This is a genomic window from Arthrobacter sp. GAS37, from assembly GCF_044908325.1.
Classification (GTDB): Bacteria; Actinomycetota; Actinomycetes; order Actinomycetales; family Micrococcaceae; genus Arthrobacter; species Arthrobacter ramosus.
This window is the reverse complement of the sequence record NZ_JBIYDB010000027.1, coordinates 17,254-33,693: the sequence shown is the minus strand read 5'-3', so window position 1 is coordinate 33,693 and position 16,440 is coordinate 17,254. Positions and strand designations below refer to the sequence as shown.

At 64.4% G+C, this 16,440-nt stretch carries 18 protein-coding genes; 8 read left to right on the top strand and 10 right to left on the bottom strand.

Annotated features, from left to right (window positions below):
- Positions 1-30: 30 nt before the first annotated feature.
- Genes ABH924_RS18120 through ABH924_RS18105 form a run of 4 tightly spaced genes read right to left on the bottom strand, consistent with a single transcriptional unit; the run spans position 31 to position 3,905 of the window.
- Positions 31-951, bottom strand: a complete 921-nt coding sequence (locus ABH924_RS18120) for a TauD/TfdA dioxygenase family protein (RefSeq protein WP_404501027.1) — start codon at positions 949-951, stop codon at positions 31-33.
- 46 nt (positions 952-997) lie between these two features.
- Positions 998-1,906 (bottom strand): ABC transporter permease, encoded by a 909-nt coding sequence (locus tag ABH924_RS18115; protein ID WP_404501025.1) that lies wholly within the window; start codon positions 1,904-1,906, stop codon positions 998-1,000.
- Entirely contained in the window at positions 1,906-2,847 is a 942-nt protein-coding gene (locus ABH924_RS18110; RefSeq protein ID WP_404501023.1) for an ABC transporter ATP-binding protein, read from the bottom strand. The genes ABH924_RS18115 and ABH924_RS18110 overlap by 1 nt, the downstream gene beginning before the upstream one ends.
- A 2-nt stretch (positions 2,848-2,849) precedes the next feature.
- A complete protein-coding gene (locus ABH924_RS18105; protein WP_404501021.1) occupies positions 2,850-3,905 on the bottom strand; it encodes an ABC transporter substrate-binding protein in 1,056 nt (351 codons plus the stop codon).
- Between the two features lie 413 nt (positions 3,906-4,318).
- On the opposite strand from ABH924_RS18105, the gene ABH924_RS18100 reads away from it, so the two are divergent.
- The 7 genes from ABH924_RS18100 (at position 4,319) to ABH924_RS18070 (ending at position 10,700) form a co-directional block, all read left to right on the top strand.
- Positions 4,319-5,182 carry an HpcH/HpaI aldolase/citrate lyase family protein gene (locus ABH924_RS18100; protein ID WP_404501019.1) on the top strand — a complete coding sequence of 288 codons (864 nt, stop codon included), beginning with the start codon at positions 4,319-4,321 and terminating at the stop codon, positions 5,180-5,182.
- A gap of 363 nt (positions 5,183-5,545) precedes the next feature.
- Positions 5,546-5,770 (top strand): DUF3188 domain-containing protein, encoded by a 225-nt coding sequence (locus ABH924_RS18095; protein ID WP_404501017.1) that lies wholly within the window; start codon positions 5,546-5,548, stop codon positions 5,768-5,770.
- 17 nt (positions 5,771-5,787) lie between these two features.
- On the top strand, positions 5,788-7,287 hold the full coding sequence (locus ABH924_RS18090) for an FAD-dependent monooxygenase (protein ID WP_404501015.1): 1,500 nt from the start codon (positions 5,788-5,790) through the stop codon (positions 7,285-7,287).
- A gap of 55 nt (positions 7,288-7,342) precedes the next feature.
- On the top strand, positions 7,343-7,804 hold the full coding sequence (locus ABH924_RS18085) for a MaoC family dehydratase N-terminal domain-containing protein (protein ID WP_234749011.1): 462 nt from the start codon (positions 7,343-7,345) through the stop codon (positions 7,802-7,804).
- 2 nt (positions 7,805-7,806) lie between these two features.
- Complete coding sequence (locus tag ABH924_RS18080) at positions 7,807-8,244, top strand: MaoC family dehydratase (protein ID WP_404501013.1); 438 nt, start codon at positions 7,807-7,809, stop codon at positions 8,242-8,244.
- Positions 8,241-9,563, top strand: a complete 1,323-nt coding sequence (locus tag ABH924_RS18075; RefSeq protein WP_404501011.1) for an MFS transporter — start codon at positions 8,241-8,243, stop codon at positions 9,561-9,563. The genes ABH924_RS18080 and ABH924_RS18075 overlap by 4 nt, the downstream gene beginning before the upstream one ends.
- A gap of 69 nt (positions 9,564-9,632) precedes the next feature.
- A complete protein-coding gene (locus ABH924_RS18070; RefSeq protein ID WP_404501009.1) occupies positions 9,633-10,700 on the top strand; it encodes a UDP-N-acetylmuramate dehydrogenase in 1,068 nt (355 codons plus the stop codon).
- Between the two features lie 20 nt (positions 10,701-10,720).
- On the opposite strand, the gene ABH924_RS18065 is transcribed toward ABH924_RS18070, so the two are convergent.
- A complete protein-coding gene (locus ABH924_RS18065) occupies positions 10,721-11,191 on the bottom strand; it encodes a hypothetical protein (RefSeq protein ID WP_234749015.1) in 471 nt (156 codons plus the stop codon).
- A 109-nt stretch (positions 11,192-11,300) separates the two neighbouring features.
- Here ABH924_RS18065 and ABH924_RS18060 point away from each other — a divergent pair, with 109 nt between their 5' ends.
- On the top strand, positions 11,301-12,419 hold the full coding sequence (locus ABH924_RS18060; protein WP_404501007.1) for a winged helix DNA-binding domain-containing protein: 1,119 nt from the start codon (positions 11,301-11,303) through the stop codon (positions 12,417-12,419).
- A 134-nt stretch (positions 12,420-12,553) separates the two neighbouring features.
- Here ABH924_RS18060 and asd read toward each other — a convergent pair whose 3' ends face one another.
- From asd to ABH924_RS18035, 5 genes are all read right to left on the bottom strand, one after another.
- The gene (gene asd / locus ABH924_RS18055) at positions 12,554-13,708 is read right to left on the bottom strand and encodes an aspartate-semialdehyde dehydrogenase (RefSeq protein WP_234749017.1); all 1,155 of its coding nucleotides are present in this window, start codon (positions 13,706-13,708) and stop codon (positions 12,554-12,556) included.
- A 124-nt stretch (positions 13,709-13,832) separates the two neighbouring features.
- Positions 13,833-14,057, bottom strand: coding sequence for an NF038396 family protein (locus ABH924_RS18050; protein WP_234749018.1), 225 nt, complete (start codon positions 14,055-14,057; stop codon positions 13,833-13,835).
- A 2-nt stretch (positions 14,058-14,059) separates the two neighbouring features.
- The gene (locus tag ABH924_RS18045; RefSeq protein ID WP_404501005.1) at positions 14,060-14,647 is read right to left on the bottom strand and encodes a dihydrofolate reductase; all 588 of its coding nucleotides are present in this window, start codon (positions 14,645-14,647) and stop codon (positions 14,060-14,062) included.
- On the bottom strand, positions 14,644-15,447 hold the full coding sequence (locus ABH924_RS18040; protein ID WP_404501003.1) for a thymidylate synthase: 804 nt from the start codon (positions 15,445-15,447) through the stop codon (positions 14,644-14,646). Before ABH924_RS18040 ends, ABH924_RS18045 begins: the two co-directional genes overlap by 4 nt.
- Positions 15,448-15,465: 18 nt before the next feature.
- Positions 15,466-16,434, bottom strand: coding sequence for an NUDIX domain-containing protein (locus ABH924_RS18035; RefSeq protein ID WP_404501001.1), 969 nt, complete (start codon positions 16,432-16,434; stop codon positions 15,466-15,468).
- Positions 16,435-16,440: the final 6 nt, after the last annotated feature.

Here is a 16,440-nt window from a genome sequence, read left to right as displayed (position 1 = left end):
TAAGGCAGCTACAACAACACATGCGTGCTACTACAGCGGTGCGACAACGGAATAGGTGCTTGAGTCACCCTGGATCGATTGGCTCTGCTTGCCGTCCACACCGACCGGGATGTCGCCGGCGACAGTCACGCGGTTGAGCTTGCGCGGCTGGCCGTCGTAGTTGTCGGGGGCGTAGTGCTGGGTGATGCGGTTGTCGAAGAGCACCAACTGGTTCGGTTCCCAGTTCACGCGCACCACGTTCTCCGGTCGGGTGACGTAGGCCTGCAGCAAGCGGATGATGTCCTTCGACTCCGTGTTGGAAAGCCCCACGATCCGCAGGCGCTGCGCGAAGCCCCCAATGAACAATCCGCGCTCGCCGGTCAGGGGATGGACACGCACCACGGGGTGGGCGGTTTCGAACTTGATCCGCGTGAATTCCTTGCGGCGCTCATCGGCATTCTCATGTTTCAGGTTCTTCGGCACCGAGTAGTCGTAGTCGTTGGTGTGGATCGCCCATAGCGTGTCCGCGAAGTTCCGGAGCTCGTCCGGCAGGTCCGCGTACGCTCCCGCCGAAGATGCAATCAGGGTTTCGCCTCCATACGACGGAAGGTCGATGCTGCGCAGGGTGGAAGCCTGTGGCGGGTTGACCACGAATGTGACGTCGGTGTGCCAGTTGTTGGCCGAACCGTTTTCGCTGTCCACGGGCAGTACGTTCTCTTCGCCCTCCACGGAGGCCACGGTCGGATGCGCCGTGGTGAGCGGGCCGAAATGGCTTGCGAATTTCACCTGGGCCTCGTCGCTGAGAATGTTGGCCTCGCGGAAAACGAGGGCCTTGTGTTCGTTGAGCGCGGCCCGGATCTGCCCCGCGGTTTCCGGGGAGAGATCGCCGCTGAGGTCGAAGCCACGGATTTCGGCGCCGATGCGGGATCCGAGCTTTGCGAATTCCAACTTTGTTTCGGTGATGACGGACATTTTTGTTCCTTTTCTGTTGTGACTTACGGGATAGATGGATTGACGGTCAGGACCCGGACCCGACGGCGGTCCGCCAGCGGGAGAAATGGCGTTCCAGGGCCACGAGGAGGAAATTCACGGTCAAGCCCAAAAGGGACACCGTGAGAATGCCGGCGTACATGTCCGGTATAAGGAAACTGCTCTGGGCATTCACGATGAGGTAGCCGAGCCCCGCCTTCGCCCCCACCATTTCCGCGGCGATCAACACCAAAATGGAGGCCGTGCCGGCCATGCGGATTCCCGTGAAAATGGTGGGCACCGCGGAAGGCAGGATCACCTTGCGGAACAATGCGAGGCTCGAGAGGCCGAGCGATTTCGCGGCCCGGATGAGCAGCGGATCCACGGTCTTGACGCCCGCGATCGTGTTCAGCAGGACCGGAAAGAACGCCGCGTACGCCACGATGCTGATCTTTGACTCCTCGCCGATCCCCAGCAGCAGTGTGAAAACAGGCAGCAGGGCAAGGGCGGCAGTGTTGCGGAACAGTTCCAAGAGCGGGTTCAACACCGAATTGAGCCGTCCGTACCAGGCGATCAGCAGACCGAGGGATACGCCAGCCACGAGGGCCGCTCCGAATCCCGATACCGAACGGGTGAGGCTCGCGGCCAAATGCCCCTGGATGCTGCCGGATTCGAACAGCTTGCCCCACGCGGCCAGGACCTCGTGCAAGGGCGGCAGGAATACCCGGGTTGACGGGCTGGCCAGATATGTCGGCCCGAGTTCCCATAGAGCCAGGAACGCGATGATCCCCGCAGCCTTCCACAGGCCGGAACCGGTGCGGGCGGCGGCTGTCCGCACGAAGGCGAGTATCGCCGTCGTGCTCCAACGCCCCGCCTCAACAGGACCGGAGTGCCCGACGGCGGGCGCTTGCTTGGGCGGGGCGCTCGCCGCAGGCTGTTGCGCGAGTGTTGTGGTCATCAGGCTGCGCTCCTTTCGAGAGTTGTTCCCGGAACTTCATCCGGGGCCGTGCCGTCCGGCAGGATCTTGCGATGCCCGGCGTTCTGGGCCAGGCGGACTTCGTCGTGCAACAAGGTCCAGACCTTGTGCCGTTGTTCGACGAAGGCGGGGTGCGAGCGGATGTCGTCCTCGCCGGCTCGGTCCGGGATGTCCACGTCCACGATTTCCTTGAGCCGTCCGGGCCGGGCGCTGAGGACGGCGACACGCTGCCCGAGGTACACGGCCTCGTCGATGCCGTGCGTGATGAACACGATCGTCTTGCCCGTGGCCCGCCAGATCCGCAGGAGCTCGTCCTGGAGCTGTTCACGCGTCTGGGCGTCCAACGCCGCGAAGGGTTCGTCCATGAGGAGCACATCGGGCTCATACGCGAGGCTCCGGGCAATTGCCACTCGCTGCTTCATGCCGCCCGAGAGCTCATGCGGGAAACGGTCCTCGAAGCCGGCCAAGCCAACCAGTTTGAGGTATTCGCTTGCCTTGGCGGCACGTTCGCGGCGATTGAGCTTGCGCCCGTCCGAGCCCCTGCCTTCGAGCCCGATCGACACATTGGCCGACGCCGTGCGCCAAGGAAACAGCGCGTACTGCTGGAAAACCACGGCACGGTCCTTCCCGGGTCCCGTCACAAGCTGGCCGTCCACCAATACCTCGCCGGAGGTGGGCGCGGACAGGCCAGCCAGGAGGTCCAGCAAGGTGGTTTTGCCGGAACCGCTGGGCCCCACCAAGGTGAGGAACTCGCCGTCGCGCACGTCGAGGCTCAAGGAGTCGAGGGCGGTGAGCGTAGTGGGCTCTTTCGCGCCGGTCTTGCCAGTCGCGCCGGGCTGGGAGGTCTTGGCGCCCTTGGAGCCCTTGCCGGGGCGGATGGTGAATTGCTTGGTGACATTGCGGAGGCTGATTTTGGCGGTCATCGCTATCCCTTCGCTGTTCTTGTTGGGGTGCTTGATTCGAGGTTGTTGAACTTGTTGGTGTAGTACTTCGACGGTGTGAGATCGTTCTTGACGATTCCCGAGCTCTTCAGCCAGGCAGACCAGCGGGTGAAGTCCTCGTCCTTGATCACGCCGTTGTCGGGTACTCCGGGGCTCTTCCAGTACTGCAGGTTCGCGGTGCTCTCATTGCGTCCTCGGGCGTCGATGATCTTCTTGAAGCGCGCGATCACTTGGTCGCGCGGCGTCTCGGTCTCCCACTTGATCGCCTTGGCCACGCCCGTTGCAAAGGTCCGCGCCGTGTTGGGGTTCTTTTCGATGAAGTCGTTGCGGAGCACGTACTGTCCGCCGGCGAAGGTGCCGAAGAGTTCATAGTCGTTGAAGAGGGAGCGCAGTCCACCGGCGGCAACGGCATGGTCCTGCAGGACCCCGCCCAGGCTTCCTACGTCCACCTGGCCGCGTCGTACGGCTTCTTCGGTGTCGTTGGGCGCGAGCACGACCAGTTGTACTTGCTTGATTTCGTCCTGGCTGAGGCCGTTCTTGCTGAGGTAGGTGTTGATAACGGCTTCGGAATGGGCGCCCAGGGTGTTGACTGCGATCTTCTTGCCGATGAGGTCCCTGGCGGTTTTGATGGGGCTGTCCGCCTTGACGTAGAAGCCGTTGAAGGTCTTGGCATCTTCGCCGTAGTAGTTCACGACGGCGGTCACCGGAGCCCCGGCCTCAACCAGCTTCACCACTGCCCCGGCGAACGCTCCGCCGAAGTCGGTCTGGTTGGTGGCTGCCGACTGGATGTCCTGGGGACCGCTGATGGTGTTGCCTACCCAGTTGAGTCTGATGTCACCCAGGTAACCGAGGTCCGCCGCCAGTTCGGGGAGGCCGACGTTGTTGGCCGAGCCTTGGTAGCGGAGCTCTCTGACTTCCGGTTGACCGGCTGTCTGACCTCCCGCCTGGTCTCCCGCTTGGGCATTGCCGCCGCAGCCGGTCACCGTCAGCGAAAGTACGACGGCTGCCGCGACGCTTAGCAGGGGCTGGTGCAGTTTCATAGGAGCTACTTTCTGGGGAGTGGATTTCGTTGGTCCGGACGTGGTCTCGAGTAGACCGAACTGCCGGTGGGAACGATGTAAGCGCATGTCCACTGCTCAGGGGAAGCCCGGCAGTAACGCCCGGAAACGCCGGGAAACCGGGGGAAATCCGGCGAAATGCCCGCGCAACTCCGGGCAATGCAAGGACACATTTCGCTTCGCGTCGCGGGGTTGAGCCGCGTTGAGCTGCGGGCTCCCCAAAGCGCGCCAAACCCAACTGACTCGCAGTTGTTGTCGTTTTGACGGCGCATAACGACAACAACTGCGAGCTAGTTGGGGCGGGGTTGCCTGTCACAATCGTTTTGTTCGTATTGATGCTCACACCGGTGCCAGATTCTTAGCGTTCCTGGCGGCTGGCCGGATACGGTAGATACATGACGTCAAGCACCGCCGCCGAGTCCATTCGGTCAACCCGCAAAATTCCCGCAGACATTGCCCGTTCCTGGCTCCTCGTGAACGCCATGAAGACGGAGCTTTTCGACCAGTCGGCGTTGTCGCGCGCGGACGCCATCATCCTTGACATCGAAGACGCTGTGGACCCCTCCCAGAAGGACATTGCCCGCGACAACGTCATCAACTGGCTGACCGAGGGCGGCCAGGCTTGGGTCCGCATCAATGACGCCACAAGCGCGTTCTGGGCCGATGACCTCGCCGGTCTGCGTGGCACCCCCGGTCTGTTGGGCGTCATGCTTGCCAAGACCGAGTCCGCGGATCAGGTCACCGAGTCCTTCCACCGCATGGACGGCAAGACCCCGGTGGTCGCCCTCGTGGAATCGGCCCTCGGCATCGAGGAAGCCAACCACATCGCCCGCGCCCAGGGTGCCTTCCGCCTGGCCTTCGGTTCGGGTGACTTCCGCCGGGACACCGGCATGGCCGCCACGCCTGAAGCGATGGCCTACCCGCGTGCCAAGCTCGTCGTCGCCAGCCGCGTCGGCAACCTGCCGGGCCCCATCGACGGCCCGACCGTCGGCACCAACCACCCGATCCTGCGCGAGCAGACCGGCATTACTGTGACCATGGGCATGACCGGCAAGCTCTGCCTGGCCATCGACCAGACCACGGTCATCAACGAGGTCATCAGCCCCACGCCGTCGGACGTCGCCTGGGCCACCGACTTCATGAACGACTTCGAAGCCAACGGCAGGGTCATCCGCGACGGTTCCGACCTCCCGCGCCTCGGCCGCGCCGAAAAGATCATGAAACTCGCCGTGGCCTTCGGGGTCCAACCCTCCCTGTAAGGGCACCCACCGACGCTCGCTCACTTATGTCCGGCTTTTTCAGGACGCTCGCTCACATATGACGGCAATTCCCGAAACCCTCCTGCAGACGATCTGAGCGAGGGTCCGCCCACAACCGTTGATAAGTGAGCGAGCGTCCGCCCACAACCGTTGATAAGTGAGCGAGGGTCCGCCCACAACCGTTGATATCTGAGCGAGGGTTTATTGGAGTCGCGGGGATCGGCGGTGTTCGGTTGCCGACGGCGTTCCCGTCCACCGACGCTCGCTCACTTATCTCGGGTCCTGACTGGACGCTCGCTCACTTATGTCGGGTTTCCGGCCCTGCAGGACCCGCCGTTCTGACAAGTGCCCTAAACTTGGGTGGTGCTGAACGAATTCTGGGCTACTGCCTCTATCGCCTACAAGACGCTGGTTTTCGGCGCGATGGGGCTTATCGCAATCGGGATCATCCTTACGATCATCGGCAACACCTCCCATAACCAAGGCCTTGCGCTGACGTCATTGTTCGTGATCGGGCTCGGCCTGGTCCTGCATGTCGTGGGCATGGTGGTCCGCGGACAGCAGGTCCGCAAGAGCTTGAAGAAGTAGCCTGCCGGAGCATGGCGATGACCAAGCATGCGGTGGTGATCGCCGGAGGAGGCCCTACAGGGCTGATGCTCGCAGGCGAACTGGCGTTGGCCGGCGTCGACGTCGCGATTGTCGAGCGGCGTGCAAACCAGGATCTCGCCGGCTCACGTGCGGGCGGTTTGCACTCACGCACCATCGAGGTCCTCGATCAGCGCGGAATCGCTGATCGGTTCCTGTCCGAGGGGCAGGTGGCCCAGGTCGCGGGGTTCGGCGGCGTCCGTTTTGACATCAGCGACTTTCCCACGCGGCACAATTACGGGTTAGGGCTGTGGCAGAACCACATCGAGCGCATCCTGGCCGGCTGGGTGGCCGAGCTGGCGGTCCCGCTCTATTACGGACGCGAAGTGACCGGTTTCGCGCAGGACGAGACCGGCGTCGACGTCGAGCTGTCCGCCGGCGAGCCGCTGCGCGCGGAGTACCTCGTCGGGTGCGACGGCGGCCGCAGCCTGGTCCGTAAAACAGCCGGAATCGAGTTCCCCGGGTGGGATCCGACCACTAGCGCCCTGATCGCCCAGGTCGAGATGGCCGAGCAGCCGCCATTGGGCGTCCACCCCAACGCCTTTGGCATCCACTCCTTCGGCAAGCTGGACTACAAGATTCTCGACGGCAAGGTGGTCTACGCGGATGGCGGGCCCGTGGGGGTCATGGTGACCGAACAGCATGTCGGACCCACCACCGAACCCACTCTTCGTGACTTGAGCGAGGCGCTCATCGCCGTATGCGGGACGGATTACGGGGTCCACAGTCCCATCTGGATTTCCAGATTCACCGATATGACCCGGCAGGCCGCGAGCTACCGCGACCGACGGGTCCTGCTCGCCGGCGACGCCGCACACGTGCATGCCCCGGACGGTGGACAGGGCCTCAACACGGGTGTGCAGGATGCCGTGAACCTGGGATGGAAGCTGGCCCAGGTGGTCAAGGGGACATCGCCGGAAAGCCTCCTCGAGAGCTACCACGCGGAGCGCCACCCGGTGGCAGCCCGCGTGCTGCGCAACACAATGGCGAGTGTCGCGCTTCGCCGACCGGACGAACGCACGAAGGCCGTGGGCGAGGTCGTTACCGAGCTCCTCGGCATGGAGGAACCGCGCAAGCGCTTCGCCGCGATGCAGTCCGGCCTCGATGTACATTACGACGTCGGCGAGGGGCACCCGCTGCTGGGACGCCGCATGCCCGATCTCGACCTCGTCACCCCGAGCGGCCCGTTGCGCGTCTTCAGCCTGCTGCACGATGCCCGGCCGGTGCTCCTCAACCTTGGCGAGCCCGGCGGCATCGACATAGCGCCGTGGGCAGACCGCGTTCAGTTGGTCGACGCCACATACCTTGGTACCTGGGAGCTTCCGGCACTCGGGGCGGTCGCTCCTCCCGCCGCTGTGTTGATCCGGCCTGACGGATATGTGGCCTGGGTGGGAGACCGGACCCGGCTGGGCCTCGCTGACGCGCTCACCACATGGTTCGGACCGCCTGCCGCGGAGTAGCGGCCTGCCTTCGATGCTAATCCGGAGACACGTTCCGGGCCGATAGGGTTGGACTATGACTATTAACCCGGATTTGCAGGGCCGCAGTTACCCTGCCGCAGAGGTGTACGACGTCGGCCGCGAAAAGATCCGGGAGTTCGCCCGGGCCGTGAAGGCCACCCATCCCGCCCACTTCGACGTCGAAGCCGCCAAGGCCCTTGGCCACAGCGACCTCGTCGCCCCGCCGACCTTCGCGATCATCGTCGCCCAGCGGGCCGATGCCCAGCTGATCGAGGACCCCGATTCCGGGATCGACTTCAGCCGCGTGGTGCACGCCGACCAGCGCTTCACGCACCACCGCGCGATCGTTGCGGGGGACCGGTTGCGGGCCGAACTGCACGTCGACGGCGTCCGTGCCATGGGCGGCGGGGCCATGATCACGACGCGTTCGGAAATCTTCGCTGTCCGCGAGGACAACCAGCGCGAAAGGGTCGCCACCACCACCTCGTCCATCCTGGTCCGCGGAGAGGGACAGTAACCATGAGCTTGAAACTTGAAGAACTCACCGTCGGGCAGGAAATCGGTACCCGCAGCATCGAGGTCACGCGCCAGGACCTGGTCAAGTACGCCGGCGCGTCCGGCGACTTCAACCCGATCCACTGGAACGAATCCTTCGCCACCGCCGTCGAACTTCCCGGAGTCATCGCCCACGGTATGTTCACCATGGGCTCCGCCGTGCAATTGGTGAGCGACTGGGCCGGCGACCCCGCCGCCGTCGTCGACTACCAGACGCGCTTCACCAAACCCGTGCTGGTCGCCGACACCACCGGTACCAGCGAGCCCGGTGCCGTGATCGAGGTTGCCGGAGTGGTGGGAGCGCTCGACGCCGAAGCCCGCAGCGCGCGCATCGACCTGACCGTCACCTTTGCCGGCCAGAAGGTCCTCATGAAGTCCCAGGCAGTTGTGAAGCTCGCTTGAGCCGGCTGCAACAATCAGCACCTCGCGCCACCGCGGCGGAATTGTCGCGGTGGCGCAATGCTGTGGTGGCCGCATACGGCGCCAGCGGCCTGGCCTTCTCATCCTGGGTCTCCCGCTTGCCCGCGATCCGCGATGGGCTGAACCTGACGCCCGGCACGGTAGGGCTCCTGCTGATGTGCATGACTGTGGCATCGTTCCTCTCCGTGTCCGCATCCGGGGTGATCGTGATCCGGCTCGGATCACGACTGACCACGCGGATCGGCGGCGCCATGGTTGGCCTGGGACTTGCGGTTGCCGGTTTTGGCACGTCTGTGCTGGCCAACCCGGTGGTCGTGGCGCTTGGACTCATGGTGACCGGCCTCGGCACGGCCAGCTGGAATACGGCATCCAATGTAGAGGGAGCGTCGCTGGAACGCGCCCTTGAACGGCATATCATGCCCCGGCTCCACGGATCCTTCAGCCTCGGCACCGTTGCGGGCGCAGGGCTCGGCGCTTGGGCTGCAGCCGCGGGACTGCCCGTCTTTTGGCATCTGGCCGCGGCCGGCCTGGTGGTCGCGGTCTCGGTGGTGACAGCCGCTGCCTGGTTCCGTGCGGATATCACCCGCCATTCCACTGCACGAGGTCCCGCAAAGGCGTTCAAGTCCGGAAAACCGGACACCTTTGAAGATCCTTCAACCGGCCCCTTGCCCATCATCCAGCCGGGCCAGCAGGGACCGGCCGAACCATTGGACAGCAAGCGCGTGGTGGCGCGAGCGTGGCGCGAACGGCGGACCCTCCTGCTTGGATTGCTCGTCCTGGGGCTCGCCTTGGCTGAGGGCGCGGCGGGGGACTGGGTGGCCTTGGCGTTGGCCGATGGCCACGGTCAATCCGATGCCGCCGGAGCCATCGGCTATGGAATTTTCGTGACGTTCATGACTGTGGGCCGCTTTGCCGGGACCGTGGTCCTGGACCGCTTCGGACGGGTGCCCGTGATGCGTTGGTGCTCGGCCACGGCTGTGGTCGGGCTGGCACTCTTTGTCTTCGCCCCGGTGCCGTGGCTCGCCTTCGCGGCCCTGGCCATCTGGGGTCTGGGTGCCTCTTTGGGGTTCCCGGTGGGTATGTCCGCTGCCGCGGACGATCCGGCGCACGCAGCGGCCCGGGTTTCGGTCGTCTCCACGATCGGCTATGGGGCTTTCCTTTGCGGTCCGCCGCTGTTGGGGTTGCTGGCGGAGCGCTTCGGCATCCTGCATTCTTTGCTCGCCGTCCTGGTCCTGCTCGTCGGCAGCTTCTTTCTGGCGCCCGTCTCGCGGAAGCGCGCGCCTGAACCAGCGCATTCCTGACCCGGCGCATCCCTGAACCGGCGCGTTCCTGAGTCGGCTAGGGCAGTCAATCCCCGCTAGGCTTGTTTGGTGACCCAGACGATGCTTTCCGAACTGACCACGGCCGCCGTTGGTGGCCCTGCCGGCACCTTTGTAGAGGCCCGCACCGAAGCGGAAATCATCGACGCCGTCCGCTCGGCGGATGCCGTTGGCGAGAAATTGCTCATCATCGGCGGGGGATCCAACCTGCTGGTCTCCGACGCCGGATACCCGGGCACCGTGCTCAAGATCGCTTCGCAGGGCTTCACCGTCAGCTCGGAGGATAGCTGCGGCGGAGTCTCTGTGGTGGTCCAGTCCGGGCACAACTGGGATGCCTTCGTGGAGCACTCGGTACTGCACGCGTGGTCCGGACTGGAGGCGCTCTCCGGCATCCCCGGAGCAACGGGCGCCACTCCTGTACAGAATGTGGGCGCCTACGGTGCCGACGTCTCCCAGACCATCGCCGCCGTCCGCACCTGGGACCGCGAACGCAACGCCGTGCAAACCTTCACCAACTCCGAGCTCACGTTCGGCTACCGGGACTCCATCCTCAAACAGACCACCATCGAGGGCTCACCGCGTTATGTGGTGCTGACAGTTGAATTCCAGCTGCCGCTCGGACGCATGAGCGCGCCCATCCGGTACGCGGAGCTGGCCCGGTCCCTCGGGGTCGAGGCCGGAAAGCGTGCGTATTCCAACGACGTCCGGCGCGAAGTCCTGCGGCTGCGTGCCTCCAAGGGCATGGTCCTGGACGCTTCGGACCGGGACACGTATTCCACGGGTTCCTTCTTCACCAACCCGATAGTCCCGGCGGCAGCGGCCGCGTCACTGCCTGAGGGAGCGCCGCAGTACCCGGCCGGAAACGATGGCCTCGTCAAGCTGTCGGCAGCCTGGCTGATCGACCAAGCCGGCTTCGGAAAGGGCTTCGGACTGGAACCAGCTAGCGTCTCCGGCGGCCGGGCCTCGCTGTCCACCAAGCACACCCTGGCCATCACCAACCGGGGAGGAGCCAGCGCGGAGGACATGGTGTCGATCGCGCGCGAGGTGCGCCGCGGCGTCGTCGAGCGTTTTGGCATTGAGCTGCACCCGGAGCCGCTACTGATCGGTTTGGCCCTGTAGGAACCCGCGAGGAACGCGCTTCAGCGCTTTCCGCTCGGGAGGACCTTGTTGAGGAGCAGGAATGTCAGCCCGCAGCTGGCGGCCCCCAAGAGGAAGATCTGGCTGAAAGCTATGCTCTGCGGCGACGGACCGCCGGGCGAAATCCAGCCGGCTGCCGCGAAGCCTGCGACGCCCAGGAGCATGACGACGGCGGCAAGCAGGAAGCTGCGCACTTGATCGCTCGCGCCTGTCTGGAACCCTGGTTCGGGATCGTCAACGTGCCGGTCGGACGATGGCTGGCATGCTGCGGCAAGGCCCAGGAGGAGGGCTGCGGCGCCGGTGGCGGCGAGTCCCACCTCTTGGACAGTCTGCATCGACGGGGACAATCGCACCCCAGCGCCAACAGCTATTGCCAAGCCGCAGACAAGCCCGACGGCGGCGGCGCACCAACCAGCGGCCGCTAACCGCCGGCTGAGCGGCCGCAGCAGCGGACCTAACTCACCGAACAGCATTCCCCTAGCGTAGGAGGGCCCGCTGGAAGGCCCCTGTGAGCGGGATGGGAGTTCCTCCAGCATGCTAATGAGGACCGAAGCTGTCCGCCGTGCGTCCTATGATGGGGCCATGGCAGCTTCGGCGAAGATCAGCGTCACTCCCAAAGTCATGGGCAGGCTGCGCCTTGCGAGCCAAGGATTGCTTGGGGGATTCAGCAGCCCGGAGGAATGCGTCTCCAGGATGGGCGCCATGCAGGCCCAAGACCTCGCCTCGGCGTTCTGGGCGGTGGGGCAGCGGGTTCCCGGTTCGGGCCTCTCGAAGGTGTTGGAATCGCTGGAGAACGGCACAGTGGTCCGGTCCTGGCCCATGCGAGGCACGCTGCACCTGGTTCCACCGCAGGACTTGCGCTGGATCCTGGCCATCACCACCGAGCGATCCATGCGTTCGGTTGCCGCACGGCACCGGGAGCTCGGCATCGACGACGCAGATGTCGCGACCTGCCGGGACCTTGCACTTGAACGCGTCGCCGGAAGCCCAGGCGCCACGCGCGAGGAACTTTTCAAGATCTTCGAATCCGCAGGCCAAGTGACCACGGCCCAACGCGGGATCCATTTGCTGTGGATTCTGTGCCAGAACGCTTGGCTGGTCCAAGGACCTCCGGCCGGCACGGCAGGCAAAGCGCTTGGACAGCAACTATTCGTGGCCTTCGAGGAGTGGATTCCGGAATCCAAGGGCTTGGGCCGTGAAGAAGGGATTGCCGAATTCCTGCTCAGGTATATACGCAGCCACGGACCGGCCACGCTCTTGGACTTCGCGTGGTGGAGCCAGATCCCCAAAGCCGAGGTCCGGGCAGCCCACGAGGCTATTCGCAGCCAACTCGTTGAAATCGTCTTCCGGGAAAGGTCCTATTGGCTGTCGCCCGAGACGGCAGCACTGCTCGACGACGGCGTCCCCGGCTCGCGGACGGTCCTCGCCTTGCCTGGATTCGACGAATTCCTGCTGGGGTATACGGACCGCAGCCTTGTCCTGCCCCCGGAGCATTTCCAGAAGGTCGTTCCGGGCGGCAACGGGGTCTTCAAACGGATGATCGTGTCCGGCGGCGAAGTGGTGGGCACCTGGTCCCGCAGCGGTAGCGGCCGGAGCGCCGTCGTCGTGCCCGAACCGTTCGCCCCGGAAGGCCTGACTCCGGCGGCCAAGCGCTCCTTCGAAATCCAGGCCGCGAAGTACCTGCGGTTCATGGAGAGTTGAGGGCACCCAACTAACCCGCAGTTGATGTCGTTATGAGCCCTCAAAACGACATCAACTGCGTGGGCCCACGCCGCCAGGGTTCCCTGGCCGAGCTTGCGAGGCGAGGGTGGCGGTGGGGATGAAAAGCAGGACTCCTAGAGGGTGCCGGTAGCGATCTTCAGCATGCGGCGCAGCGGCTCGGCAGCACCCCAGAGGAGCTGGTCGCCCACGGTGAAGGCGCTGATGTATTCAGGGCCCATCTCGAGCTTGCGGATACGGCCCACGGGGATCTCCAAGGTGCCGGAGGCAGCTACCGGGGTGAGGTCCGCCATCGAGGCTTCCTTGGTGTTGGGCACAACCTTGGCCCACTCGTTGTCAGCGTCCAGCAGCTTCTCGATTTCTGCGACGGACAAGTCCTCGCGCAGCTTGAGCGTCAGTGCCTGGGAGTGGGAGCGCATGGCGCCGATACGGACGCAGAGGCCGTCCATGACCACATGGTCCTTGCCCGGCTTTCCGTTGCCCGTGCCGAGGATCTTGTTGGTTTCCACCCCTGCCTTCCACTCTTCCTTGGACTGGCCGTTGCCGAGGTCGGCGTCGATCCACGGGATCAAGGAGCCTGCCAGCGGTACGCCGAACTGGGTGGCATCGACGCCGGAGCGCTGGGTCGCCAGGACCTTGCGGTCGATCTCCAGGATCGCGGAGGCGGGATCGTCCAGTTCGCTGCTGACTTCGTTGTTGAGGGTGCCGAACTGGTTGAGCAGTTCGCGCATGTGGCGGGCGCCGCCGCCCGAGGCCGCCTGGTAGGTCATGGAGGTACCCCACTCGACCAGGTTGTTCTTGAACAGGCCGCCGAGCCCCATGAGCATGCAGGAAACCGTGCAGTTACCGCCGATGTAGTCCTTGACGCCGCCGGACAGGCCTGCGTCGATGACGTCGCGGTTGATGGGGTCCAGCACGATGATGGAGTCGTCGTTCATGCGCAGCGTGGACGCGGCATCGATCCACAGCCCATCCCAGCCACGGCCGCGCAGCTCACCGTGGACTTGCTTCGTGTAGTCGCCGCCCTGGGCAGTGACAATAATCGGCAGCTTGGCAAGAGTCTCAATATCGAACGCGTTCTCGAGCTTGCCTGAGCTGCCTTCTGCTGTACCAGCGAATGACGGCGCGGCACCTCCCGCGTTCGAGGTGGAGAAAAATACCGGGTTGATGTTGGCGAAGTCGCCCTCTTCCTGCATGCGCTGCATCAGGACCGAGCCGACCATGCCACGCCAACCGACCAGTCCAACGGACGGATTAGCTGCTGTAGTCATTGGACTAGTCTAGACTTTCGCGGCTCCCGGCCGCTGTCGGTTACGTCACGAGGAAATCCGCGACCTACCCAACTGGCTGGCAGTAGATGCCGTTTTGGGGGCTCAAAACGACACTTACTGCGAGTTACTTGGGCGAGTTGTCTGGTTCTTCCAGCAGGGCTGCCTTGCGGGCGCGCAGGGCGTAGAAGGCCCCAAAGGCGAAGACCTGGGTCACCACTATCAGGACGATGATCCCGAGGATCTTGTTGCCGCCCAGGATCATGGTGAGCCCAACGATTGCGGACAAGAGCGCGAAGAGCGGCAACAACATGTAGCCGAGCACGAACAGGGTCTCAGGTTTCTTCAGCATTCTCAGTCTTCCGTCCGGCGCCACGTGGCGATCCGGTAGTTGGTGCCGTTCTTGGACGTCAGCCAGCCTTCAGCCGGCTCCGTCGCCTCAAGATTCCAGGCCTCGCCAAACTCCGGCGCGAACGTGTCGCCGTCGGTGTCGGAATCGATGACCGTGATGACGGCGACATTCGCGATATCCACGGACTGCCGGTAAATCTCGCCCCCGCCAATAATCCAGACATTCTGGCCGCCCGGTGCGAACTGGGACTCGAGCAGGGCGGCGTCAAGGGAGGAGACCACGACGGCGCCACGTGCTTCGGGCGAGTCCGCCCAGCCGTGTTGCCGGGTCACCACGATATTGGTGCGGCCGGGCAAGGGCCGGTACTTTGCGGGAAAAGACTCCCAGGTTTTCCGGCCCATGATGACCGGATGTCCTGTTGTCAGCCGGCTGAAGTGCCGCAAATCTTCGGGAACGTGCCAAGGCATGGTTCCGCCCTTGCCGATCACTCCGCTGCCGGTCTGTGCCCAAACCAGGCCGATCCCGTTGAGCGATTCCGCGGCCTTCCCGGAGGAAGGCGACTCCGCGGCAGGAGTTTCGTGGGTGTTCATACCGCCACGGGCGCCTTGATGGAGGGGTGATGGCGGTAGCCGACCACCTCGAAGTCCTCGAAGGTGTAGTCGAAGATCGAGTCCGGCTTGCGGGCGAAGCGCAGCCGCGGAAACTCGTAAGGCTCCCGGGAGAGCTGCTCGGTGACCTGCTCCACGTGGTTGTCGTAAACGTGGACGTCTCCGCCGGTCCAGACGAAGTCGCCGGGCTCAAGACCCAGTTGCTCGGCCACCATGCAGGTCAGCAACGCGTAGGAAGCGATGTTGAAAGGAACGCCCAGGAACATGTCGGCCGAACGCTGGTACAACTGGCAGGACAACTTGCCGTCGGCAACGTAGAACTGGAAGAAGGCGTGGCAAGGCGGCAACGCCATGTCCTTGATCTCGGACACGTTCCATGCCGAGACGATGTGCCGGCGCGAATCCGGGTTGGCTGCCAGGCCCTTCATGACTTCGGCGATCTGGTCAATGTGCCCGCCATCGGGGGTCGGCCAGCTGCGCCACTGTACGCCGTATACCGGGCCGAGTTCGCCGTCGGCGTCCGCCCATTCATCCCAGATGGTGACGCCATGCTCCTGGAGCCATTTCACATTGGATTCGCCGCGGAGGAACCACAAAAGCTCCAGCGCGAGCGATTTGAAGTGGACCCGCTTGGTGGTTATGAGCGGGAAACCCCGGCTCAAATCGAAGCGCAGCTGGCGGCCGAAAACGCTCCGCGTGCCGGTGCCCGTGCGGTCCGACTTGTGCGTGCCGTTGGCCATGACGTCACGCAGGAGGTCTTCATATGGGGTTGGGATGCTCACGCACCCAGCTTACTGGAGTCAGTCGTCGAAGGGCTTGATCTGTTCCACGGCCACTACGCGTTGGCCGTTTCCCCGGGCCACGTGGCACACGATCATCTCGCCAGGCGCCAGGTACGGATCCTGCGCGGGCAGCATCTCGTAAAGCTCCGGGCCCATGCGATCGCCGAGCTTCTTCAAGATGGTGGGGAGTGCCGGCCTGTGAGTGCACAGCGCAACCGCGCGCTGCTTGTCGAACAAGCCCTCGACGACGGCGGACGTCTTCTTCGGACTCCGTTCGTGATTGTGCTCTGTCAGGGCCTCCACAAGTTTCACCTTGGCTCCGGCTGACTTGGCATACGGTGCGATGGTGGATACGCACCTTGCCCAGGGACTGCTCACGATCCGGAGCGGCTTCCACACGCCCAGAAGCCGTTCCACGGCGAGCGCCTGCCGCAGGCCCGTCACGGCCAGCGGCCGGCTGCCTTCGGCCTTGGACCAGGAGGATCGTGGCTTAGCCTTGGCATGACGGACCAGAATCAGGGGCCAGGTCTCCAACTCACCGTTCAGGTGTGCCTTCGCCAGCGCCTGGAGGGGGCCCACATCGGTGGGGTTGCTCAGGAAACGTGCCGCTTTGTCCGGCGCGGCCCACATGTAGGCGTCCACTTCTTCGCCGTCCGGCTTGATGATGGACCCGTTGACCTGCGTCGCCCAGTAGTGCACCACCTTCAGCCCGGCAGCCACATGGTAGTGCGTCGGAGGAAGCGGGATCCCGAGGGCAGCGTTGAGGCCGATCTCTTCCCTGACCTCGCGGACGGCGCACTCCGGGATGGTTTCCCCGGCGTCGAGCTTGCCCTTGGGCCAGGACCAGTCGTCATACTTAGGCCGGTGTATCAGCAAGACCTCAAGAGCGCCCTTGGTGACGCGCCAAGGAATGGCGCCGGCCGCCGTGACGGCGATCGGCTCCCCGGGATGGTCCGTCTGGTCTGCAACAGGTGTATCGCTCTTCAACTTTTC